Origin of the sequence: Ensifer sp. M14 (genome assembly GCF_003355565.1) — a bacterium.
GTDB lineage: Bacteria > Pseudomonadota > Alphaproteobacteria > Rhizobiales > Rhizobiaceae > Ensifer.
This window is the reverse complement of record NZ_QJNR01000004.1, coordinates 3,800,875-3,823,125: the sequence shown is the minus strand read 5'-3', so window position 1 is coordinate 3,823,125 and position 22,251 is coordinate 3,800,875. Positions and strand designations below refer to the sequence as shown.

The following is a 22,251-nucleotide window of genomic DNA, read 5'->3' as shown; positions in this document are numbered from 1 at the left end:
TGACGATAGCCAGTTTATTTTTGATTGACTCATCAATCAATAAAAATCTGCGATGTTTTCTCTTTCTTTTTGCAGAGAAATCCGGCTCAATCCCGTGGTAGCGTTCTGGATAGTCGAAGGACTGGAGGTTGAAATGACCTATGCATTCGATCCGGCTGGCAAGGCGGCGGTTGCCGGCAAATGGGGATGGTTCGTCGCGCTCGGCGTGCTGTTGATCATGTGCGGCGGTCTTGCCTTCGGCAACCTGCTGATGGCGACGGTGGCTTCTGTCTATTACGTCGGGCTGATCATGCTCGTCGGCGGCCTGTTCAATCTTGCCCATGCCTTCCAGGTTAAGGGCTGGAACAGCGTACTCTATTGGGTCTTAAGCGGCGCCTGCTACGCCATTGCCGGGCTCTTCGCCTTCCTCAATCCGGTGCTGGCCTCGTCCGTTCTCACCTTTCTGATGGCGATCGCGCTTGTGGTTGCCGGTTGCTTCCGCATCTGGGTCAGCTTCAAGCTGCGTCCGATACAGGGCTGGGGATGGGTCGCACTCGGTGGCCTGGTGACGCTCGCAGCAGGTCTGATCATTGCCGCCGGCTGGCCGGTCAACAGCCTCTGGATCCTCGGCCTGTTCCTGGCGGTCGACCTGGTGATGCAGGGCCTGTCGCTGATCGCCTTCGGGGTTTTGGCGAAGGGTTAGGCTCCCTGACTCCTGCCGCCCTCGAGAAGCGCTGAAAGCAGCGCGAGCATGTCGGCCCGCAAGTCGGCAAGCTCGCCTGAGGCGAGCGCCTCCAGTCCGATCAGTCCAGCATAGAGAATGTTGGCGCCGCTTCGGCTAGAGGCGGCGGAAAAGCCGCATCGCGCAAACAATTCGGCGACATAGGCGAGCCGCCGCTGGTCGACGGCCTTGAGTACAGCCGCCGCAGTGCTGTCGTAACGCGCCCATTCGCGGATGGCGCCCTCAGCCTGTACGCCGCCATAGACGAGATTGCGGTCGCCCGTTGCCGCCTCGACAAGCAGCTTCAATTGATCGCGTCCCGATCCAGCACTGTCTTCCACATCCGCAATGATCGCATCGGTGGCTTGGGCCGCCCAGTGCTCCAGCATCTGCGCCTTGAGATCGGGCACATCCCTGAAGTGCCAATAGAACGAGCCCTTGCTGACCTTCAGGTCGCGCGCGATCGCCTCGGCCCGGATGGCCTGCACGCCGCCGGACGAAAGCGCACGAAAGGCCGCCTTGATCCAGTCGTCGCCCGAAAGAGGTGTTTTCGTCATCATGTTGCATCCATACGCCACCGTATTGACTCGCACAATGGGCGCATCTACATACGCTGCCGTATGGTGGATTTTTGGAGATGAGATCATGAACCTTTGGCTTCTTTCGGCAGCAGCACTTTCCCTTCTGACCACAGGCATTCATGTGCTGGCGGGCGGGCCTGATGTGCACGATCCGTTGCTTGCGATCGATATGCCGCCGGTGCTCAAGGTCTATGTGTCGTTGCTCTGGCATGCGACATCGGCGGTCCTTGCTGTCAACAGCGCCGCATTGCTCTGGGCATCGATCAGCCGCCGTCATCGGCAGGCGCTCGCCGGTGCCGTCGTCGCGCAATATCTTGCCTATGCCGGCCTCTTCATCGGCTACGGGCTCGCCTATGTCGGTACCCTCTGGCAGACGCCGCAATGGGTCGTGTTCCTGTTGATCTCCGCTCTCGCACTGGCGGGGTTGCGGTCGGCGCCCTTGACGCTGAGCAAGTTGGCTGCCTGAGCGCTGCGACCAAAACCTTAGATGGAGAACCTTATGGTATCTGTGGCACTCGCCTGGGCAATTTTCTTTGTTCTTTCGGTTATTTCAGCTCTTCACGCCTATTGGGCATGGGGCGGCCTCTGGCCCGGTCGCGATGAAACGTCGCTGTCAAAAACCGTTGTCGGCGCGCGCGGACTGGAAACCATGCCGCCAGCCGGATTGACGGCAGTGGTCGCGATCCTGATCTTCAACGCAGGCCTGTTGCCGTTGATCTTTGTTTCCGGTGTGCCATGGAACCTGCCGGCGAAGCTGGTGTGGATGGCAATGGTGGCCCTTGCCACCATCTTCTTTGCCCGCGGCATCCTGCCGTTCACTCCCATCTTCCGCAGCCGCCATCCGCAAGAGCCATTCGCCACCCTCGACCGGCGTTTCTATGGGCCGTTGTGTCTGCTCATCGGTGCCGCCTATGTCCTCGTTCTCGCTTTTGCCTGAGCCCGCGGCAGCGCGTTCTCCGCAAGTTTGTAATATCTGATGAAACTACTGATTTTATTAGAAAGTTCGACAATGATCAGCGCTGGCGAAGCTGTCATATAGCTTTCATCAAAGCTTCATATTGGGGAAAGACTTCGTTGACTGTTGGCCGCCATCCTGCGGCCGTCCGATCGTCCGTTCCCAATCTTCTGGAGCCCGGCATGTCCGCCGCCCCCGCCGAAATTCTCTCGCTTCGCCGGTTCGGCGACGACCAGATCGTAACGCTTGCAAAGCTTGTGATCGAAAGCGCCTTCCAGCCGATCGTCGAGGCGGCAACCGGTGCCGTCTTCGGCTACGAGTCGCTGATGCGCGGATTTCAAAAGCTCGGCTTTGCCTCGCCGCTGGAATTGCTCGACAAGGCCGAAGAAGCCGGCCAGTTGCTGGCGCTCGAACATATGGTCAACAGCCGTGCGGTCGCCGCCTTCGCGACGCTGCCCGAGTTTTCCACCCGCACGCTGTTCCTGAATTTCGATTCCCGCCTCGTCGGCGGCGAAAACGCCATAGTCGAGCGCCTCGTCAACCACCTGAAGCGTGCCAATATCGCGCCGTCGTCCCTGTGTTTCGAGCTGTCAGAACGTTTCGACAGCGGCAAGATGCCGGATTTTTCGGCGCTGGTGCGCGAACTCCGGCTTGCCGGTTTCAAGCTCGCCATCGATGATTTCGGCGCCGGTTTCAACGGCTTGAAACTGCTCTGCGATCAACCCGTCGATTACGTCAAGATTGACCGGCATTTCATCTCCGGTATCGACGCCGATGCCCGCAAGCGTCACCTCGTGCGTCATACCGTCAACACCGCCCACGTGCTCGGCACCCGGGTGATTGCCGAGGGCGTCGAGACCGAGGCGGAGTTCCAGACCTGCCGCGATCTCGGTTGCGATCTGGTGCAGGGCTATTTCATCGCCCGGCCGACGACGCATTTGAGTGAATTGCAGCCGGCCTATCCGCACCTGGCCCTGAACGGCGGCGGTCACCGGTCATCGGCGACGCTCGACAGCATCCTCATCCGCAAGCAGATCGAACAATTGCCGGCGGTGCGCGAAAGCGACGAACTCGAATCCGTGTTCGATCTCTTCCGGCTGAACCCACGCCAGGCGTTCTTTCCGGTGCTGAACGCCAACGGCGAGCCCCGCGGCATTTTGCACGAGTACCACGTCAAGGAGATGATCTATCATCCCTTCGGCCGCGACCTCCTGAAGAACCGGCTCTACCAGCGCCGCATCTCGCATTACGCAAGCCCGGCGCCGATCGCCGACCTCGATACGCCTGCCGATGAGATGCTGAAGATCTTCGCCGGTATGGACGGCAGCGATTGCGTCATCCTGACAGAAAACATGCGCTATGCCGGCATCCTGTCGGCATCGTCGCTGTTGAAGATCATCAACGAGAAGCAGCTGAAGACGGCGCAGGAGCAGAATCCGCTGACCGGTTTGCCCGGCAATCGCGCCATCCGCGATTACGTCCAGGACGCCATCCTCGACGGCGACGAGCCGCGCTATTTCTGTTACTGCGACTTCGACAATTTCAAGCCGTTCAACGATACCTATGGCTTCCAGAAGGGCGATCTGGCGATCACGCTTTTCGCAGCCCTGTTGCGGCGACACTTCATCGGAGAGGAAAAATTCCTCGGTCATGTCGGCGGCGACGATTTCTTCGTCGGCATCAGCGGCTGCAGCGTCGATGAGCTGCAGGCCGTGCTTCACCGCCTGCTCGACGATTTCGCCTCCGACGTCCGTCAGCTCTATCTGCCTGAACATCAGGCAGAGGGGCGGATCAGCGGCCATGGCCGCGATGGCACGGCCAGGGATTTTCCGCTGATGCGCTGTTCGATCGCCGTTCTCGGGCTGCCGGAAGGCTTCGTCTTCTCCGACGGTCAGGCCGTCAGCGCCCGCATCGCCGAGATCAAGTCCCGCGCCAAGGCCAGCACCAGCGGTCTGGTGCTGGAGGCGTTGGGCGTCTAACGAGCGGGATCGGCAAACACGTTGCCGTCTGCAGTCAGTGCCGTCGCGTCCATTTACTTTGGGGTTTTCGGCAGGCGGTGGACGAGGTAGTCGCGCATCTGCGCCAGCGCCATGTCGCGCGTCAGTCCTCCCGACTGCAGCCCGAGCCTCAGCCACAACCCGTCGATCAACGACGTAATCGCAAGCGCCACATCTTCGCATTCGCTCGCAGGCAGGATGTGCGTCAGAGCCGACAGTAGGTTCGACCGCATCCTTGCGTGAATGATCGTCTGAATCCGCGCCAGTTGCGGTTCGCGCGGCACCTCGGCGCAAAGCGACAGCCAGGCATGGCAGACGGAAGGCTGGAAGAAGCGCTCCTCGAAATTGGCCTCGATGATCGCGTCCAGCCGCTCAAGCGGCGTGCGTGCGCGATGCAGCCTCTCGACCACCGCTTCCTTCAACGAAGCATTCGCCTCGCGCATGGCATGCTCGAACAGCTCCTGCTTATTGGCAAAATAATGCAGCACTATGCCCTTGGAGGCGCCGGCATGTGTCGCCACCTTTTCCAGGGTCGCGCCGGCCATTCCCTCTTTCTGCAAGACCTCGAAGGCCGCTCGCCGCAACTCGCGGCGCCTGATCTCACTGATCTTCGTCAATCGCATGCGTCTTCCCCCATCGATTCTCACATTGACAAACTTTCCAAGAAGATCAATTGTTGACCCATGGGTCAATTTAAAGTCCGAATGGACAATTTGGGGATCGCGATGCTGTATTTGAAGAGCCTGATATCTGCCGCCGCTCTGTTGACCGCCACGAGTTCCGCCTTTGCGGGCGATCCGCAGGCATGCAAAAGCGTGCGGTTGGCGGAGCCGGGCTGGAACGATCTGGCCTTTACGACCGGAGTCGGGCTGAGCTTGCTGAAGGCGCTTGGATATGAGCCGGAAAGCAAGCTTCTCGGCATCGACGTCATCTATACGAGCCTGCGCAGCAAGGACCTCGACGTCTTTCTCGGCTACTGGGACCCAGCGATGGTCGCCTACTACAAGCCTTACCGGGAGGACGGTTCGGTCGAGATGGTCCGAACCAACCTCGAAGGTGCGAAATATACCTTTGCCGTTCCCGACTACGTCTGGGACGCGGGCGTCAAGGATTTCTCCAATCTGAAAACCTTCGCCGACAAATTCGAGAACAAGATGTATGGCATCGAGCCGGGTTCCAATCAGTTGATGCTCGATGCAATCAAGGATCCGGATCTTGGTCTGGCAGACTGGGAAGTGGTCGAGTCCAGCGAGCAGGGCATGCTGTCCGAGGTGACGCGCAAGGTTCGCGACAAGGCCTTCATCGTGTTCCAAGGCTGGGCGCCGCATCCGATGAACACCGTGTTCTCGGTGAAGTACCTGACGGGTGGCGACAAGTTCTACGGGCCGAATTTCGGCGCCGCGACGGTGACCACCCAGGTCCGCAAGGGATATCTGCAGGAGTGCCCGAATGTCGCAAGGCTGCTGAACAACCTCGTTTTCGATGTCGATTTCGAGAACCGCGGCATGGGCTACCTGATGAATGACGGCCTGTCACCCGACGAAGCAGGGGTCAAGTCGATCAGGCAAGAACCGCAACGTCTTGAAACATGGCTCGCTGGCGTGACGACCTATGACGGGCAGCCGGGGCTTGCCGCGGTCAAATCCGCGCTCGGTCTTTGACGGTGATCGATCAGCAGTCGTGGGCGGCGGCCAAGCGGCGGATAGAACTGCCCGGAGGCCGGCAATTCGCCTATGTCGATGGCGGGCAGGGGCCGGCACTCCTGCTGTTGCACGGCTATTCCGATACCAGCCGCAGTTTTTCCCTGATCGCTCCATCCTTGAGCGGATATCGCCTGATCATTCCGGATCTTGCCGGGCATGGCGGTTCGATGCCCGGGGAAGGGCTGTCGGTTGCCGACCTCGCCGACGATGTCGATCGTCTGGTCGATCGACTGGCCATTCACGAGTTTGTGCTTGTCGGCCATTCCATGGGCGCGATGATCGCGATCGAGATTGCCGCGCGTCGCCGGCAGGCGGTGCGCGCATTGGTCCTGCTCTCGGGAAGCCTCAAGCCAGACTTCGGTCCAAGGACGGATGTTGCCTGGGCAATACGCGGGCTCAAAGATCCGCTTGGTCCCGATGACGCGTTCTTCGACCGCTGGCATGCCTGCAGCCGGCCGGTCGACACGGCGTTCCTGGGACATCTGCGCCGCGAAGCCGCGGTGATGCCGGTGACGACTTGGCGAACACTCCTGGATGCGCTTGCGGTGACGGACCTCAGATCGCGTGCGGCTCAGGTCAGGGCGCCGGTGCTGTGCATCGCCGGAGCACAGGATCCGCTTTTTGATATCGGGCATCGGCGAGTTCTTGCCGAGACCTTCGCCTCCGTGCGCTCGATCACGCTCGACGGTCATGGCCACAACCCGCATTGGGAGAGCCCCGCCGATGTCGCAGCGCTGATGCTTTCGTTTCTCGGCGAGGAGGTCAGCCAGCCCGGATCGACATCGGACCTTTCCGCAACGCATGGGCGGCGCTAGGTATGGCGCGTGAAACTTGAAAGGTTGCGCCATGCCGATTCCGTCTGAAATGACGTTCGTCGATCTTCCGTCCCCCGGTGGTCCGGAGAATATGCAGCTCAAGACGGGACCGCTGCCGACGCTCAAGCCGGGCGATATTCTTGTGCGCGTCGAGGCCGCGGGCATCAATCGGCCCGATGTTCTCCAGCGTAAGGGCGACTACCCGCCGCCGCCCGGTGCAAGCCCCATTCTCGGCCTGGAGGTCGCCGGCGAAGTGGTAGCCCTCGGTGAGGGCGCACAAGGTTTTTCCATCGGCGACAAGGTCTGCGCGCTCGCCAATGGCGGCGGCTACGCCGAATATGCGGCAGTGCCGGCGACGCAGGCGCTTGCCTGGCCGAAAGGTTTTGATGCGGTGAAAGCGGCGGCATTGCCGGAGACGTTCTTTACCGTTTGGGCCAATGTCTTCGATATGGCGGGGCTGAAAGCCGGAGAGACCATCCTCATCCATGGCGGCTCAAGCGGCATCGGCACCACGGCGATCCAGCTGGCAAAAGCCCTGGGCGCAGAGGTCTTCGTCACCGCCGGCAGCGTTGACAAGTGCCAGGCCTGTGAGGCGCTCGGCGCGAAGCGCGCGATCAAATATCGCGACGAGGACTTCAAGGCGGTGGTGCTTGAGGAAACCGACGGTCGCGGCGTCGACGTCATCCTCGACATGGTCGGCGGCCGCTACTTTGACCGCAATATCGGGTCGCTGGCCAAGGACGGGCGGCTTTCGATCATCGCCTTTCTTGGCGGCGCCAAGGTCGAGGCTGCCAATATCGCCCCGATCCTGACCAAGCGCCTGCATGTCATGGGCTCGGCACTGCGCCCGCGCACGGCGTCGGAGAAACAGGCAATCCGCGACGGTCTGCTTTCAACGGCCTGGCCTTTGCTCGAGGCGGGCAAAGTGGCGCCGGTCATCCACGCGGTGCTGCCGTTCGAACGAGTGGCAGACGGACACCGGATGATGGAAGAGGGCGACCACATCGGCAAGATCGTCATGACGATGAGCTGATTTACGACCTTCGTCGATCTTGCAATCCCGGGAAAATCACCTACCTTCGAATGATCGGTAACGAACAGAAAGGAAGGTGATCCAATGTCTAATGAGATTTCGGTCGTCGTGACAGGCATGGGAGAGGTGAATACGTCGAGGCAACCTTCGACCTGATTCCCGCCTTCCTTCGGGTCCCAAACCCGGGCCAGCCACTTGGCCAAAACTCATGGAAAGGGTCGCCTCGCGCGGCCCTTTTCCATTTTTACCTCACTGCATTTCCGATCGTTCGGCGCTCAGTCGTTGACGGCTGCCGTCTCTCGGATCAGCAACCAGGCACTCGGTTCGCTGTCGACGAACACCTGTTGAATATGTCTCAGAACCTTCCGCTGCCCGGCAAAAGGCACCATGCGAACGGCGTCATCGAAAGACAGCCATTTGAATTCGCTATGTTCCGCATTGAGCGTCACCGTCGCGGCCGAAGGCACGTAGCCGACGAAAACGGGCAGCAGGCTGACGCCATCGCGGTCGGCTTCATAGAACTGTTCGCAGATATCGGCGGAGTAGAAGCGGCTTGGCCGCAACCCGGTTTCCTCCTCCACCTCACGCAGCGCCGCCTGCCACGCGGTTTCACCGGCCTCGATCGCGCCGGCGATCTGGCACCATTCTCCTTCAAGCGAACCGTTGCGGCGCAGGAGAAGAACCTCGTGCGTGCCACCGGTCTCGCGCAGGATCACAACGGAGACGGCGAAGCTTCGGATCGGAATTTCATGCATGGGGATGTCCTTGTCGCAATGGCGGCGGGACCATGCAGTTTCTGATCCTGCTCATCAATTGCTTTCCGGTCTGGTTTTCCGGGGAATGAATGCCGTCAGATGCCGAAACGTCCGAGTGCCGGGATCTTGATGCCGGGGTTGGCAATGTCAAATCCGGCGACGAGGCCGAAGAAATGCAGTTCCAGGCCGCTGCGCACCCCTGCCGAAATGCCGGCGAGGCCATAGAGCGTCGCATGCAGGTCGCGCCCGTCGGCGTCGATCTGGAACAGTTTTCCCTCCGGCAGATAGTCACGCCCGACGGCGTCCGGCGGCAGCACCGCATCGAGTTCCGGCACCGAGCGCAGCACATGGGCAACGAAGGTGTTGGAGTTCGGCCCTGGCCAGATCCGGTAGCCGCCGGCCGTGGAATAGGGGTAGGCCGCGATCGCCGCTTCGATCTTCGGGATTAGTCTGCTTGCTTCAGCACCGCTTACGGTCGCAACCGGCCGCGGCTCGTTCGAGTACCAGCGGGCATCCGCCGGATAGGCGTTCCTACGGATCGGCTTTCCCCAGCCGACCTTGTCGTAGCGGTTGTAGGCTGCAGCACCCTGTTCCTTGGTGACGATCCAGGCGTGGCTGGCGACGGCGCCCTTCATGCCGCCCGTCGTGGCGGAGAAGATGTAAACGGCGGCATCCGGGCTTTGCGCCGGTTTCGGCAGGATGCCCGCCGACGACCAATCTGCGTCGCGCCAGCTCTGCGGACGCTCCTTCATGTACCACCATCCGGCCGAGGCGAGCGCCGGCAGGAGGTAGATGACCAGAAAGGCGGCAACGAGCCTGCGGATGAATTTCATGAAAGCCCCGGTTTCCTGTTGTTCGATTCCTGCTAAATGCATGCACCAATCTAGGAAATTTGAGGGCAAGGCATGTCGAATCCCGTTCTCGTCGAAGTCACGCGCGGCAATCTGGTCGAAAGCCGCCACCGAGGCCTGGTTATTGCCGTCGACGGTGACGGCCGCACGATCTTTTCTCTTGGTGATACCGACAGCGGTGTGTTCCCGCGGTCGGCCTGCAAGGCGATGCAGGCGCTGCCGCTGATGGAAAGCGGTGCTGCCGATGCTTACGGCTTCGGCAACAAGGAGCTGGCGCTTGCCTGCTCCTCCCATTCGGGCGAGCCGGAGCATGTAGCACTCGCCACGAAGATGCTGGCCGCTGCCGGCCGCGACGTCTCCGCGCTCGAATGCGGCGCCCATTGGTCGTCCGACCAGAAGACGCTGATCGGTCAGGCAAGGTCGATGGAGGCACCGAGCGCGCTTCACAACAATTGCTCCGGCAAGCACTCCGGCTTCATCTGCGCCTGCTGCCATTCCGGCACCGAGGTGAAGGGCTATGTCGGCTATGACCATCCGCTGCAGCAGGAAATCCGTGGCGCGATGGAGAGCCTTACGGGCGCTGTCCTCGGCCACGACAATTGCGGCGTCGACGGTTGTTCGATCCCGACCTATGCCGTGCCGCTGAAGGGCCTTGCGCACGGTTTCGCCAAGATGGCGACCGGCGTCGGTCTTGCGCCCGAGCGTGCCCGCGCGTCGAAGCGGCTGATCGAGGCCTGCATGGCCGAACCCTTCTACGTCGCCGGCACCAAGCGCGGCTGCACGCGGCTGATGGAAACGGCGCCCGGCCGGATCTTTGCCAAGACCGGTGCCGAAGGCGTGTTCTGCGCGGCGATTCCGGAACAGGGCATCGCCATTGCCGTCAAATGCGAGGATGGCGCTACCCGCGCGGCCGAGGTGATGGTCACTGCCACGCTGGCCCGTTTCTTCCGCGATGAGCCCGACGTGCACGCGGCGCTGATGGCGCAGGCCAGCCACACCATGAAGAACTGGAACGGCATCCCGGTCGGCGACGTCAGGGTGACGGACGCTTTCGCAGCATGATCGATCGGAAGGATGCGCTGACCGGAACCTCGGTCGCGCGTCCTTCGCACTGCTTTCGCGCCGGCTAGCTATTCCGCCCTCAGGCGGGCAGCAGCGTCACGCCCTTGTCGCGATAGGGCTTGAAGGCAGCTTCATTCATATCTTCCGGTAAGATCAGCCCGGCAATGTCCTCCACGTTGGCGACGTGATGTGGCGATGCCGCGCCGAATTTTTCGGTTGTGGCGATAACGAACGTCTCCGCCGCCTGGGCGAGGATCGCGCGCTTGACGGCCGCCTCCTCGTAGTCGCCGGTCGAAAACCCATGAACCGGATGGATCGCGGTGACGCCCAGGAAGAAGGTGTCGATGCGAATGGCAGCAATCGCCGCCACTGTGGCGGCACCGGTCGCCACCATCGAGTGTTTGTAAATTCGTCCGCCGATCAGGATCACATCCGCATCATGCCGTTCGAGCTCGGCTGCGATCGTCGGGCTGTGCGTGACGATCGTCAGCCGCATTTCGCGCGGCAGCGCTCGGGCGATTTCGGCGTTGCTGGTGCCGCCGTCGAGAAAGACCGTTTGCCCCGCAGACACAAGTCCGGCCGCCTTGCGGCCGAGCCGGCGCTTGACGTCGCCGGCAATCTCCTGGCGCGCGGCAAAATCCGGCAGGGTCGGTACCAGCGGCAACGCGCCGCCGTGCACCCGCTGCAGCAGCCCTTCGGCCGCCATCTCCCGGAGGTCGCGGCGGATCGTGTCTTCGGAAAGCTGCAACTCGTCCGCGAGACGCTTGGCGACAAGCTCGCCGTCGCGGTTCAGCCGCGCCGAAATCAGCGCCCGTCTCTGTGTGGTCAGCATTCATTTCGCTCCTTGACTCTTCACGATATTGCACGAAATATCGTGAGTATTCCAGAATTATCTGGATATAACGTGCAAATATATGGAGAAAAATCATGCTGATCCTGATTGCGGGGCCCTATCGCTCGGGCACGGGCGACGATCCGGCCAAGATGGCGGAAAATCTGAAGCGACTGGAGGAGCCGTCCTACGCTCTGTTCAACGCCGGCCACGTGCCAATGATCGGGGAGTGGGTGGCGCTGCCGGTCTGGCATGCCGCTGGTGGTGCCAGGATCGGCGACGCGCTTTACGAGGAGATCTTCCATCCCGTCGCTGGACGGCTGCTGGCGCTTTGTGATGCCGTGCTGCGCCTGCCGGGCGACAGCAAGGGCGCCGACAACGATGTCCGCATCGCCCGCGAGCGCGGCATTCCCGTCTACTTCAACCTCGAAGATGTGCCCGGTTGCAGTGAAGCGCGGGTCGCTTGAGTGAAGACGGCCCCGGTGGGTTGGATGTTCCACCGGGGCCGCCGATTGCCGCGACGCAAGTCGCGAGCGCGCCTCTGCGCCGCTTGGCAACGCACGTTCCGCTGTGCGGAAAGGCGTGCCTATTCGTGAATATGCGGCTCGGCGACGAAGGTCAGCGTTGCCGTCAGGCCCTTCTTGTCGGCGGCAGTGTCGCCGTCGAGCGGAATGGCGTGGCTGACGGCAAGAATGTTGACGCCGGCATTGCGCAACGTCACTTCGGCTTCACCTTTCGCGTCCGTTTTTTCGGAAACGAGCTCTGGCAGTCCGGCGTAATCGATGGTGATTTCCTTGCCTTCGAGCGGCTTGCCGTCAAGCAGCAGACGGACGCGAAATTTTTCGCCCGGCTTCAGCCCGATCGGATTGTCCAGCGGCACGATCTGCAGGGGTTGGGCCGGGAATGCCGGCATGTCGCCATGCACATGCACAAGCGCGATGCTGTATTTCACCGAGTGGCTCGCCTGCTTGGCGCCGGGAACTTCGCTTTTCGGCTTGTTGACCCATTTGCCGTCGGCACCTTCGCTCCAGTAACCGTTGTCGAATTCGAGCGCGAGCAGGGCCGGTTCGCCGTCGAGCTTTAAGAGCGCGTGGGTTCCGGCTGCCTCAATGGTCACCGGCAGTGCCTTGCCGTCTTCACCAAGCGCCGAAACGGATTTCACCTTTGCCGGATCATAGGCTTCGTCGGCGGGGCCGTGGCCGTAGATCACGGCAAGGTCGCCCCAGCGCTCGCCGATCCAGGCGCCATGCGCAAATGCCGGCGTGGCTACGGCCGTCAGAAGACTGGCGGCGAGCAGGGAGGAGATGAAGGCTTTCATGAGAAACTCCGAAAATATGTTATAACGTTACGTTCACGTTGTATTGAAGTCGGGTTTGGCTTGTCAACCGAGGCGACTTAATTTCTTCTGCGGCCCGAAAGACGGCGCCAGGGCCGCCTTGGATCAGCAAGGAGAGTAACGTGCTGAAATTGTTCTACACCCCGGGAACCTGCTCACTGGCCTCGCACATCGCGCTGGAAGAGACCGGCATCGACTACACGGCCGTGACGGTCGATTTTTCCAAGGCGGAACAGACCAAGCCCGATTACCTCGCGGTCAATCCGAAGGGACGTGTCCCCGCACTCGTCACCGATCGCGGCACGATCACCGAGACCCCGGCAATCCTCACCTACATTGCCCAGAGCGTTCCACAGGCGAAGCTCGCGCCGCTTGACGATGCCTTCGAATTTGCGCGGATCCAGTCGTTCCTGAGCTACCTCTGCTCGACCGTGCATGTCGCCCATGCCCATGGCCGGCGCGGCTCGCGCTGGGCTGACGACGCGGCCGCACACGAGGCGATGAGAGCCAAGGTTGCCGCGAACATGACGGATTGCTTCCAGCTGATCGAGAGCACCATGCTCGCCGGCCCCTTCGTCACCGGCGAGACCTACTCGATCGCCGACCCCTACCTCTTCACCATCGCCGGCTGGCTCGAGCCGGATGGCGTCGACCCGGCGCGGTTCCCGAAAATCCTCGATCACCGCAACCGCATGACGCAACGGCCGGCCGTCGCCCGGGTTCTCGCGGTTTTGAAGGGATAAGCCCGGAGCCTGCTGCAGCCCTTTTCAAAGGCAGGTCAGCCGCCGGCCGGGATCGCTCCGGCCGCACCGGCAGTCTGGACCGCGTGGCTACATCAGCATGTAATCCTTCGGTTTCGGCAGTTGGGGCAGGTCGGTTTCTCCAAGCGCCTCGCGCAGATTGATCTCGATCGTGTCGGCAAGCGCCACGATCGGCAGGTCGTTCGGCAGCGTGCCGAACGGCGTCGCCCATCCAAGCGCATCGGCAAAACCGAAGGGCAGCAGGAAGCAGAACAGATAGGCGGTGCGGTGGAGAAGCAGCGTGTAGCCGAAGGGGACGGGCGTGTTGCGAATGCGCTCGCAGGCGGCAAGCACCGCCGACATCCGCCCGACCGTGCCATCCAGCATCATCAACTGAATATCGCTGATCCTGTCGGTGGCGCGCAGCTTGGCAAGAATGGCGCCCATTTCGCGCAGCAGCAGATCGGGAGCGTTCCGGCTTGCCTTGTAGGCCGGTAGCAGATCGTCCGGCACTCTTTTCAGCGCCTTGTCGGGCTTGCTGCCCGATCGCAGGTGGCAGACCAGCGTCTGCGCAAAGGCAATCGCCAGATTGAGCAGACGCGCGCGGGCGCTGTCTTCGCCATTTCCTCCACTTGCATCGAGGATTAGCGTCTGACGGGCAAGATCGCGGGAGACGAAAATCAGCTGCCCCCAATCCTTGCGGGCCTCCCACCAGCGGTCGTAGCAGGCATTGTTTCGAAAGCCGAGAAACACCGAAAGGGCGATGCCGAGCAGCGCGAACGGTCCGCTGTTGACGCTCGGCACCATCGCCGGAAAGGCCTGGTGCGACCACACGACGCCTGCCGACAACGCAAAGACGAACAGCACCTGCGGGAAGATCCGCTGGATGACCGAACCGCGCAGGATGAAGAAGAGCTTGAGAAGGCTGGGACGGTCGCGAACGATCATTGATGGGCACCTGTGCGGCAAGGATTGAGCATCGGTATAGCCGGGAGGCGAAAATTGGAAGGGAGCGCGATGCCGTTCTGTCCCCGGGACTGCTTCTTGCCAATGCTTCACGGTGCAAACAAGTGATTGCCCGTCGCGTCCTTCCTCATCGTCCTGTGAGCTGCTGCGCAGGTCCCTGACAAATTTCAAGCACAATGTCGGCATCCAGCCGCTCCACCCGTCCTTGATGAGAGGACCGAAGAGGAGAGCGAAATGCGCAAGGTTGTTGCCGGCATGCAAATGACCATCGATGGCATGATCGATGGTCCCTCTGGCTATGCAGACTGGGTGGAATCCTGGTCGGATACGTTTGATCTGTTGCCCGAAATTGATGCCTGCGTGCTCGGCAGCGGCATGTATTCGAGCTATGAGCAATATTGGAGCGCGATCAAGGCCGATCCGCACAGCCCGCTCGAACTGACCGGCAACCTCCCGACTTCAGAGGAGATCGAGTATGCCGATTTTGCCCTGAATACGCCGCACTATGTGCTGTCTAGCACGCTCGACGGCGTACGCTGGGCGAACACGACGGTGCTGCGCGACTTGAGCGAGATCGATGCCCTGCGGCGCAGGTCCGGCAAGACGATCTATGTCGTCGGTGGCGCGGAGACGGTGTCCGGCCTGCTCGACCGGGGCACGATCGACGAATTGCGCCTGACGATCCATCCGCTTGTGGTGGGTGAGGGCAAGGCACTGTTTGCAACGGTCGCGCAGCGGCATCGTCTGCAGCTTAACGAGGCGAAGTCGCGCCCGGACGGAACGGTCAGTCTCGTGTACAGCATCGGCAAGTGACCGGTCCGCTCGCCCTGGTTGGAAGTCCCGGCGGAGATCCTTGATTGATGCGTGAGCATCGCTTCGCCAACCTCTCCGGACCAGAAAACCCGATCGAACCTGTCCTATAGGTTCCTGGCATCAACGCTTGGTATTATGCCGGAAAGCCGGCTGACAATTTGCGCGGCGCCTTCTCACGCCAGGCGGCGATCAGCCTTTGGGTCAGGCTGGCGTCGTCGATCGCCCCAAGGCGCACCAGCATCGCCGGCCATCCCTTGTAGTGATCGGTTTCGAAGAACAGGCCGGGATCGAGTTCGAGCAACATTTCCTTTTCTTCGAGCGCGCACATCACCACGAGGGTTTCGGGGTCCTTCATGCGCACAAAACTCTTGTCCTTCACCAGCAGCGCGGGCGTGCCATAGGAGGTGCCGAGCGACACCTCCGGCAGGCCGGCGACCTCAGCCAGCTTCACCACGCGGGTAAACGGACCGTCGAGATCGGCGGCTGGGTTGGCCTTGTTGGCGGCGGGTGGGTGGCTCATCGACCACCTGTCGGCATGCAATCACAGTTGCTCTCCGCAGTCTTCGGCCAAGGCCAGCCGGGAAAAGGCAGATCGCCGAGTTCGCGCCCGTCCATTCGTTCGAGGTCGGGATGCTGCAACGGGTCTCGCTCCCAGAAGAGCAAGGCGTCCTGTCGGCGGTCGGTCGGAAATCGGGTCGGTTTCAGCAGGGAGAAAATCTTCAGCATGGCGGGCCATCCTTTCGATGTTTCCAAGCATCTGCCTGTCCAGCCGTGATTTCAATTGAGATTGCCGAAGATCGTGTTTAGAAAAACTATATGAGAGAACTGAATGCCATTCACCTGAACGGCTTGCGTGCGGTCGAGGCGGCAGGGCGCCTTGGATCGCTGGCGGCCGCATCCGAGGAGTTGGGCGTGACCCCGGGCGCGGTCAGCCAGCAGATCGCCAAGACCGAGGCGCAGCTCGGACGCATCCTGTTCGAGCGCACGTCGCGCGGGCTGGTCGCGACGGATTTCGGCCGATTGTTCCTGGGGCGGCTGAGCAGTGCTTTTGGCGAACTCGCTGAGGCTGTTGCCTCGGCGCGGCGGCGGGATGAGTCGGTGTTGACGATTTCCGTTGCTCCGGTCTTTGCCGCCCGCTGGCTGGTCTACCGGCTGAACCGTTTCGCCGAGCGGCATCCTGATATCCGCTTGCGCATCGATGCGACCACGCGGCTCGTCAACCTCGATACGTCCGATGTCGATGTCGGCATACGCGTCGGTGAGGGGCGCTGGCCCGGGGTCAAATCGGAATTGTTGCTGGAGCAGGAAGTCTTCCCGGTTTGCTCGCCGGCGATGGCGGAGAACCTGCGTCAGCCTGCAGATATTCTAAAGATCCCTGCTGTCATTGACGGCCATTCGATGTTCACCTGGGAGGTCTGGTTGCGGGAGGTCGGGCTTGCCGGTGCCGAACTGGGGGTGCGTCACACCTTCAACGAGGCCTCGCTGGTGCTCGATGCGGCCATCGCCGGCCAGGGCGTGATGCTCGCCTGGCAGACGCTTGCCGGCTTTGCGGTAACCGAGGGCAGCCTGGTCGTTCCCTTCGGCATTCGCGCCCGAACCGGCTACGGCCACTATTTCGTCAGCTCGCCTTCGAGGCGGGAGAGCAAGGCCACGGCCGCCTTCAAGCGCTGGGTGCGCGACGAGGTCGAAGAGGGCATGCGATTGCTCGACCTCAAGGCGCCACGCGCCAGTTTCAAGCCCGCGTCGCCGAGAGAGTAGTGCCGTTTCAAGGTTGCGATGTTCGATGTCGGAAGCCTATTCGGCTTCCGTCGACCGAACCTCCATCATCGCCTTGAAAGCCGGGCGCGACTGGCAACGCCCAAGCCACGCCTTGACCTTGGGGTGGCGGTCGAACAGTTCCGTCTGGCTCATGGCATAGCGGAAGACCTCCGCCAGGTTGAGGTCGGCAACGGTGAAGCGCTCTCCGACGATATGGTCGCGGCCTTCAAGATGGTTTTCGAGAAAGGCAAAGGCCTTGCCCAATGCGGTAACAGCCGTCGTGACCTTGGCCTTGCCTTCATCGGTATTCTCGGTGCCGGCGTCGTAGGTGAGAATGATGCGCACGGCGTGCGGCTCGACTTCGGTGGCCGCCCACATCGTCCAGTTGCCCATCAGCCCTTCCTCGCGGATGTCGGCTGGTGCAAGTGGCCCACCATATTTGCGGGCGAGATAGAGGTTGTTGGCAAGGGATTCCGTCAGAACAAGACCATCGTCTTCTATCGCCGGGATCAGGCCCATCGGGTTGATGGCGAGAAAGCTTGCCGATCTGGTGTTGATGGGCGCGTCGTGCGCCAGCGGATCGGCCAGCCGATACGCCTGCTTCACGGGAACGGATTTGAAGGGAATGCCCAGCTCTCCCGCCATCCAGTAATTGCGCGATGCGCGCGAGCGATAGACGCCATAGATCGTCAGCATGTCCAGTTTCCTCCTCCGCGTGTCTGTCCCGTCATAGGCAAACATGGGGCGCACAAGAAGCGGTAGGCGTTGATATCCCGCATGAAATCTTTTGATGAAACGATCGGTGCGGCGCCTTGGCCGCTTGTCTTTCGAGCCATCGCGCTCTAGCAATCCCAGCAACGATTTGGGGGCTTGAGTGGCGCGATCGCGGCAAGCGTGGATGAGGATGGACCTGCCAGTGCGCATTTTATGCGCGCTGATGTTCGTCGTTTCCGTCCTCATCCAGCCGCCTGCAGGCGCTGCCATGCCGGTCGCACCGGGGATGGCAGCCTATGTTCTGCCCGATGGCTCGCTTCCTGACCTCTGCCTGACCGGGCACGACGAACCGGACGGCAAGGGCGGTAGCAAAAGTCACGGTTGCCAGTCCTGCTGCCTCGCCGCACCCGTAGCCCTGCCGACACCGCAGGCGTACCAGCGCCGGCTCCCTCCCGAAATCCTTGCGCGCTCCTTGCAGGCAGCCGAGCTTCTGCTTGCCCGACCGGTCCTGCTGGCCGGTCTGGGGCCGCGCGCGCCGCCTCAATCTCCGGCCTGATCTGCGCCTGAAGGGTTGAACGCCAGGCAGCGACACCGACACCAAGAGTATCTCGGTGGGCATGTCGCTTCCGGATCCGGCTCAGCCACCGCATCCACACATCAGCAAAGGGGCAAGTCGCTGGCTCTTCATGCCGGCCCTTGCCTGGGGGACACCCATGACGACTGCATCTTTTCCCGGCACCGCGCGACTGCCTGATGTCGCCGAGCGCGGCATTTCGCTCTATCGCGCCATCTGGCGCTGGCACTTTTTCGCCGGCCTTCTGGTCATTCCATTCATGATCAGTCTTGCCGTGACTGGCGGGCTCTATCTTTTCAACGACGAGATCGATGACACGGTGTTTGCCTATCGCAACATCGTGCCGATGGGGGAGGTGCCGCTTCAGCCCTCGGCAATCGTTGCCAATGCTATCGAGGCGGTGCCGGGCAGCGCGGCGGTTGCCTATCGCACGCCTGGTGGCGCCGACCGGTCGGCGCGCGTGACGGTGGGCGTCGGTGCCGGACGGATGATGGTCTATGTCGATCCCTATACCGCCGACATTCTCGACATGGTCGCCCCGAGCGAGGAGTTCAACCGGGTGGTCGAGGACCTGCACAGCCTGGATTTCTTCGGCAAGAGGGTCGAAATCATCATCGAGATCGTCGCCGGCTTTGCAATCCTGCTCGTCTTTACAGGCATCTATCTCTGGTGGCCGCGACAGCAGACCGGAGGCGTGATCACCGTTCGGGGCACGCCGGCGCGACGGGTGTTCTGGCGCGACTTGCATGCAGTCACGGGCATCGCCTCGGCGCTTTTGATCGTCTTTCTTGCCTTCTCCGGGCTGCTCTGGTCCGGTTACTGGGGCTCGACGGTCAATGGCAAGCTGACGGCGGCCGGCCTCGGTTACCCCGCCCAGCTCTGGGATGACGTTCCGACCTCGACGAAGGTTTCGACCGACGTGCTCTCCAAGGCCGGGTGGCTGGTGGAAAACGCGCCGGTGCCCGTGTCGACCACGGATGGCGGTTCTGTCACCTCCATCGGGATCGACAGGGCCGTGGCGATTGCCGATAAGGCCGGCATGCTGCCGGGTTATGAACTGGCCATTCCCGGCGACGAGACCGGCGTGTACACCGCAGCCATTTTTCCGGCCGACCTTTCGCGCGAACGCACGATCCATATCGATCAATACTCCGGCAAGCCGCTGGTCGATATCGCCTTTGGCCAGTACCCGCCGCTTGGCAAGGCGATCGAGTGGAGCATCAACGTCCACAAGGGGCAGGAATGGGGGCTGTTCAACCAGCTGCTGATGCTCACGACCTGCCTTGCGATCGTATTCGTATCGGTTTCGGCGGTCGTCATGTGGTGGAAACGACGCCCGGCCGGGCGCATTGGCGTGCCGCCGATGCCGCCGCGCCGTAGCATCTACGCGGGATTGTGGCTGATGGCGCTGCTGTTCGGGCTCGCTTTTCCGCTGACCGGTGTCGCGATCGTCGTGATGATCGTTGTGGACCAGGCGCTGATGCTGTTTGCGCCAATGCGCAGGGTCCTGTCCTGATTTGGCATGGGGCGGCTCGCGTCGCCCCATCTTTCCGGCTATGCTGGGTGCCAGATGCAACCTCCGCACGATTTTTCCTGTCTTATTTAGGGAAGGCTAACCTTTGGCCGCCTATCGTGGTTTGGGGAAAGTCTGACGATCTCGACATTGTGCTTCCGGAGGCCTTGCTTGGCGAAGAACACCTCCCGCAATCCGCGTTATGCTGCCCTCAATGCGGGCGGCAACGAGAATACGCGCCGTCTGATGGACGCGAGCACACGTCTGGCCGAAGAGATGGGCCGGATCTTTCCCGCCGACCCCGATATTGCCGACCGGCACTATTGGCTGGAAACCATCATCAACCATGTGCCGGATTACATCTACGCCAAGGATACCGACGGCCGTTTCCTCATTGCCAACCAGGTGACTGTCGCCGACAACGGCTTGGAATCGCTTCGCGACATCATCGGCAAGACCGATTTCGATCTGCATCCGCAGCATTTGGCCATGGCCATCGCCGAGGTGGAACGCCGGGTGATCGAAACGGGCGAGCCGATCTTTGGGATCGAAGAGCGTGCGATGGTCACCAAGGGCCGCGATCGCTGGCTGATGACCTCCAAGGTGCCGTTGCGCAACAAGAGCGGCAAGATCGTCGGCATCGTCGGCGTGTCGCGCGACATCTCCGACCGAAAAGCGGCAGAACGCTTGCTTGAAGGGCAGGCGCATCTGCTGGAGATGATCGCCAATGGTCGGCCGCTCGACGAGTTTTTCCGCGAACTGATCCTGTTGATCGAGGCTCTGGTGCCGCGCATCCGAGGTTCGATCCTCATGCTGTCGAGCGATGGCCACCGCTTGCTGCATGGAGCCGCACCGAACCTGGACGAGGCCTATTGCGGCATGATCCACGGTGTGGAGATCGGGCCGAAAGCCGGTTCCTGCGGCACGGCCGCCTGGCGCGGAGAACAGGTGATCGTTGCCGATATCTTCGACGATCCCCTGTGGGAGGATTACCGCGAGATCGTCCGGCCCTACGAATTCCGGGCCTGCTGGTCGACGCCGATCCATTCCCGCGAGCGAAAGGTGCTCGGCACCTTTGCCCTCTATTCCGAGGCCGTGTGCGTTCCCGACGAGCGGCAGAAGGAGCTGATCGCCATGGCCGCTCATCTGGCGGGCATTGCGATCGAGCGCAAGCAGGCTGAAGACCGCATCAGCTTCATGGCTCACCATGACGCGCTGACCGGATTGCCCAACCGGGCGCTGTTCGAAGAGCAGGTTGCCGAAGCGCTTGAAGCGCTACGCGGGACGGGGCAGTGGGCGGTGCTTGCCTTCCTCGACCTCGACAACTTCAAGCTCGTCAACGACACGCTGGGCCATGCGGCGGGCGACGAACTGCTCAAGGTGACGGCCACGCGTATGCGTGCATCGGTGCGCAAGTCCGACATGGTGGTGCGTGTCGGTGGCGACGAGTTCATTCTTCTTCTGAATGGCCTGCCCTGCGAGCGGGATGTCGTGCTCGCACGCCTTGAGGATATCAGGGCCGCAATCGCTGCTCCCATGCAGATCAATGGCCGCGGATTGCAGGTCTCCTGCAGCATGGGCGTTGCCTGCTTCCCCAACCAGGGAAAGACCGTCGGCGAGTTGCTCGCCAACGCCGATATGGCGATGTATCGAGCCAAGGAGCTCGGCCGCAACAACCTGCAGGTCTTTACCGAGGAGATGGCAGACAAGGCCCATGAGAAACTGCTGAAACAAGCGGAGCTGCGCCAGGCGATCGCGCGGGACGAGTTTCTGCTGCATTTCCAGCCGCAGGTAAATCTCGAGACCGGTCGGGTCTTTGCCGCCGAAGCGCTGCTTCGCTGGCGGCATCCCGAGCGCGGCATGATTTCGCCAGGCGATTTCATTCCGCTGGCGGAGGAGACCGGGCTGATCGTGCCGATCGGCGATTGGGTGCTGCGCGCCGCTTGCCGTCAATGCAAAGCCTGGCATGACGACGGGCTGCCGTTGCTGATCGTCAGCGTCAACGTTTCCGCACGGCAGTTCCGCGAGCGAAACTGGGCGGCACATGTCGCCGCCGTTCTCGCCGAGGTCGGCCTCGATCCGCGGTTCCTGGAATTGGAACTGACGGAGAGCCTGATCATGCAGGATGTTCCGGGTGCATTGGCGACCATGCACGAGCTTGAGGCAATCGGCGTGCATCTGGCGATCGACGATTTCGGCACAGGATATTCAAGCCTCAGTGCGTTGAAGCGGTTTCCCGTGCGTCGTCTGAAGATCGATCGTTCCTTCGTCGAGGACATCCCCGCCGATGTCGATGACAAGGCCATTACTGCGGCGATCATATCGCTGGCGCAAAATCTCGGCCTCAGGGTGATTGCCGAAGGGGTCGAGACCCAGGCGCAGGTAGACTTCTTGCGCCACAGCGGTTGCGACGAGATCCAGGGCTATTTCTTCAGCCGCCCACTGGCATCGGCGGAGTTTGAGGCATTGCTTCGCCAGCCCGCCATGACGGCCGACGCTCTCTGATCCGCGCCGTTGCACATGCCGTGACGCCATCGGAAACGTGATCCGATG

25 protein-coding genes are annotated in these 22,251 nt (G+C 61.8%); 15 read left to right on the top strand and 10 right to left on the bottom strand.

The features are described 5' to 3' along the window. The first annotated feature begins 133 nt into the window (after positions 1–133). Positions 134–682, top strand: a complete 549-nt coding sequence (locus BLJAPNOD_RS18630) for an HdeD family acid-resistance protein (protein ID WP_077504124.1) — start codon at positions 134–136, stop codon at positions 680–682. Here BLJAPNOD_RS18630 and BLJAPNOD_RS18625 read toward each other — a convergent pair. Beyond that, positions 679–1,257 (bottom strand): TetR/AcrR family transcriptional regulator, encoded by a 579-nt coding sequence (locus BLJAPNOD_RS18625; protein ID WP_158556139.1) that lies wholly within the window; start codon positions 1,255–1,257, stop codon positions 679–681. The genes BLJAPNOD_RS18630 and BLJAPNOD_RS18625 overlap by 4 nt on opposite strands. A gap of 88 nt (positions 1,258–1,345) precedes the next feature. Between BLJAPNOD_RS18625 and BLJAPNOD_RS18620 the strand changes: the two genes are divergently transcribed. The 3 genes from BLJAPNOD_RS18620 (at position 1,346) to BLJAPNOD_RS18610 (ending at position 4,215) form a co-directional block, all read left to right on the top strand. Further along, positions 1,346–1,747, top strand: coding sequence for a hypothetical protein (locus tag BLJAPNOD_RS18620; RefSeq protein WP_115420752.1), 402 nt, complete (start codon positions 1,346–1,348; stop codon positions 1,745–1,747). Between the two features lie 33 nt (positions 1,748–1,780). Next, the gene (locus BLJAPNOD_RS18615; RefSeq protein ID WP_158556138.1) at positions 1,781–2,218 is read left to right on the top strand and encodes a DUF3995 domain-containing protein; all 438 of its coding nucleotides are present in this window, start codon (positions 1,781–1,783) and stop codon (positions 2,216–2,218) included. Positions 2,219–2,418: 200 nt separating this feature from the next. Continuing rightward, complete coding sequence (locus tag BLJAPNOD_RS18610) at positions 2,419–4,215, top strand: GGDEF domain-containing protein (protein ID WP_115421360.1); 1,797 nt, start codon at positions 2,419–2,421, stop codon at positions 4,213–4,215. Between the two features lie 53 nt (positions 4,216–4,268). Here the strand turns inward: BLJAPNOD_RS18610 and betI are convergent, their stop codons facing one another. After that, entirely contained in the window at positions 4,269–4,856 is a 588-nt protein-coding gene (gene betI, locus BLJAPNOD_RS18605) for a transcriptional regulator BetI (RefSeq protein ID WP_115420751.1), read from the bottom strand. Positions 4,857–4,958: 102 nt separating this feature from the next. Between betI and choX the strand changes: the two genes are divergently transcribed. Genes choX through BLJAPNOD_RS18590 form a run of 3 tightly spaced genes read left to right on the top strand, consistent with a single transcriptional unit; the run spans position 4,959 to position 7,784 of the window. Next, positions 4,959–5,894, top strand: coding sequence for a choline ABC transporter substrate-binding protein (gene choX, locus BLJAPNOD_RS18600; RefSeq protein ID WP_115421359.1), 936 nt, complete (start codon positions 4,959–4,961; stop codon positions 5,892–5,894). Positions 5,895–5,896: 2 nt separating this feature from the next. Beyond that, positions 5,897–6,751 carry an alpha/beta hydrolase gene (locus BLJAPNOD_RS18595; protein ID WP_244610966.1) on the top strand — a complete coding sequence of 285 codons (855 nt, stop codon included), beginning with the start codon at positions 5,897–5,899 and terminating at the stop codon, positions 6,749–6,751. A 31-nt stretch (positions 6,752–6,782) separates the two neighbouring features. Beyond that, positions 6,783–7,784, top strand: coding sequence for an NAD(P)H-quinone oxidoreductase (locus BLJAPNOD_RS18590; protein WP_115420750.1), 1,002 nt, complete (start codon positions 6,783–6,785; stop codon positions 7,782–7,784). A gap of 275 nt (positions 7,785–8,059) precedes the next feature. On the opposite strand, the gene BLJAPNOD_RS18585 is transcribed toward BLJAPNOD_RS18590, so the two are convergent. Together BLJAPNOD_RS18585 and BLJAPNOD_RS18580 are read right to left on the bottom strand one after the other, a co-directional pair. Continuing rightward, positions 8,060–8,539 carry an NUDIX domain-containing protein gene (locus BLJAPNOD_RS18585; RefSeq protein WP_115420749.1) on the bottom strand — a complete coding sequence of 160 codons (480 nt, stop codon included), beginning with the start codon at positions 8,537–8,539 and terminating at the stop codon, positions 8,060–8,062. Between the two features lie 95 nt (positions 8,540–8,634). After that, positions 8,635–9,372 (bottom strand): DUF3750 domain-containing protein, encoded by a 738-nt coding sequence (locus tag BLJAPNOD_RS18580; RefSeq protein ID WP_115420748.1) that lies wholly within the window; start codon positions 9,370–9,372, stop codon positions 8,635–8,637. Positions 9,373–9,444: 72 nt separating this feature from the next. Here BLJAPNOD_RS18580 and BLJAPNOD_RS18575 point away from each other — a divergent pair, with 72 nt between their 5' ends. Beyond that, positions 9,445–10,452, top strand: coding sequence for an asparaginase (locus BLJAPNOD_RS18575; RefSeq protein ID WP_115420747.1), 1,008 nt, complete (start codon positions 9,445–9,447; stop codon positions 10,450–10,452). Positions 10,453–10,531: 79 nt separating this feature from the next. Here BLJAPNOD_RS18575 and BLJAPNOD_RS18570 read toward each other — a convergent pair whose 3' ends face one another. Next, entirely contained in the window at positions 10,532–11,284 is a 753-nt protein-coding gene (locus BLJAPNOD_RS18570; protein WP_077504113.1) for a DeoR/GlpR family DNA-binding transcription regulator, read from the bottom strand. 95 nt (positions 11,285–11,379) lie between these two features. Here BLJAPNOD_RS18570 and BLJAPNOD_RS18565 point away from each other — a divergent pair, with 95 nt between their 5' ends. Next, positions 11,380–11,751 carry a DUF4406 domain-containing protein gene (locus tag BLJAPNOD_RS18565; protein WP_115420746.1) on the top strand — a complete coding sequence of 124 codons (372 nt, stop codon included), beginning with the start codon at positions 11,380–11,382 and terminating at the stop codon, positions 11,749–11,751. Between the two features lie 119 nt (positions 11,752–11,870). Here the strand turns inward: BLJAPNOD_RS18565 and BLJAPNOD_RS18560 are convergent, their stop codons facing one another. Then, positions 11,871–12,602 carry a DUF4198 domain-containing protein gene (locus tag BLJAPNOD_RS18560; protein WP_115420745.1) on the bottom strand — a complete coding sequence of 244 codons (732 nt, stop codon included), beginning with the start codon at positions 12,600–12,602 and terminating at the stop codon, positions 11,871–11,873. A 140-nt stretch (positions 12,603–12,742) separates the two neighbouring features. Here BLJAPNOD_RS18560 and BLJAPNOD_RS18555 point away from each other — a divergent pair, with 140 nt between their 5' ends. Continuing rightward, on the top strand, positions 12,743–13,363 hold the full coding sequence (locus tag BLJAPNOD_RS18555; protein ID WP_115420744.1) for a glutathione S-transferase family protein: 621 nt from the start codon (positions 12,743–12,745) through the stop codon (positions 13,361–13,363). A gap of 87 nt (positions 13,364–13,450) precedes the next feature. Here BLJAPNOD_RS18555 and BLJAPNOD_RS18550 read toward each other — a convergent pair whose 3' ends face one another. Further along, positions 13,451–14,308 carry a bestrophin family protein gene (locus BLJAPNOD_RS18550; RefSeq protein ID WP_115420743.1) on the bottom strand — a complete coding sequence of 286 codons (858 nt, stop codon included), beginning with the start codon at positions 14,306–14,308 and terminating at the stop codon, positions 13,451–13,453. Between the two features lie 252 nt (positions 14,309–14,560). Between BLJAPNOD_RS18550 and BLJAPNOD_RS18545 the strand changes: the two genes are divergently transcribed. Beyond that, positions 14,561–15,139 carry a dihydrofolate reductase family protein gene (locus tag BLJAPNOD_RS18545; protein WP_115420742.1) on the top strand — a complete coding sequence of 193 codons (579 nt, stop codon included), beginning with the start codon at positions 14,561–14,563 and terminating at the stop codon, positions 15,137–15,139. Between the two features lie 133 nt (positions 15,140–15,272). Here BLJAPNOD_RS18545 and BLJAPNOD_RS18540 read toward each other — a convergent pair whose 3' ends face one another. After that, a complete protein-coding gene (locus BLJAPNOD_RS18540; RefSeq protein ID WP_115420741.1) occupies positions 15,273–15,659 on the bottom strand; it encodes an MmcQ/YjbR family DNA-binding protein in 387 nt (128 codons plus the stop codon). Next, a complete protein-coding gene (locus BLJAPNOD_RS18535) occupies positions 15,656–15,865 on the bottom strand; it encodes a hypothetical protein (RefSeq protein WP_115420740.1) in 210 nt (69 codons plus the stop codon). Before BLJAPNOD_RS18535 ends, BLJAPNOD_RS18540 begins: the two co-directional genes overlap by 4 nt. Positions 15,866–15,955: 90 nt before the next feature. On the opposite strand from BLJAPNOD_RS18535, the gene BLJAPNOD_RS18530 reads away from it, so the two are divergent. Further along, positions 15,956–16,897 carry a LysR substrate-binding domain-containing protein gene (locus tag BLJAPNOD_RS18530; RefSeq protein WP_077504105.1) on the top strand — a complete coding sequence of 314 codons (942 nt, stop codon included), beginning with the start codon at positions 15,956–15,958 and terminating at the stop codon, positions 16,895–16,897. 36 nt (positions 16,898–16,933) lie between these two features. On the opposite strand, the gene BLJAPNOD_RS18525 is transcribed toward BLJAPNOD_RS18530, so the two are convergent. Then, positions 16,934–17,593, bottom strand: coding sequence for a glutathione S-transferase family protein (locus BLJAPNOD_RS18525; RefSeq protein WP_115420739.1), 660 nt, complete (start codon positions 17,591–17,593; stop codon positions 16,934–16,936). A gap of 220 nt (positions 17,594–17,813) precedes the next feature. Here BLJAPNOD_RS18525 and BLJAPNOD_RS18520 point away from each other — a divergent pair, with 220 nt between their 5' ends. From BLJAPNOD_RS18520 to BLJAPNOD_RS18510, 3 genes are all read left to right on the top strand, one after another. Further along, positions 17,814–18,167, top strand: coding sequence for a hypothetical protein (locus BLJAPNOD_RS18520; RefSeq protein ID WP_147294558.1), 354 nt, complete (start codon positions 17,814–17,816; stop codon positions 18,165–18,167). A gap of 157 nt (positions 18,168–18,324) precedes the next feature. Continuing rightward, a complete protein-coding gene (locus BLJAPNOD_RS18515; RefSeq protein ID WP_115421357.1) occupies positions 18,325–19,701 on the top strand; it encodes a PepSY domain-containing protein in 1,377 nt (458 codons plus the stop codon). 168 nt (positions 19,702–19,869) lie between these two features. After that, a complete protein-coding gene (locus tag BLJAPNOD_RS18510) occupies positions 19,870–22,203 on the top strand; it encodes an EAL domain-containing protein (RefSeq protein WP_115420737.1) in 2,334 nt (777 codons plus the stop codon). The last annotated feature ends 48 nt before the right edge of the window (positions 22,204–22,251 follow it).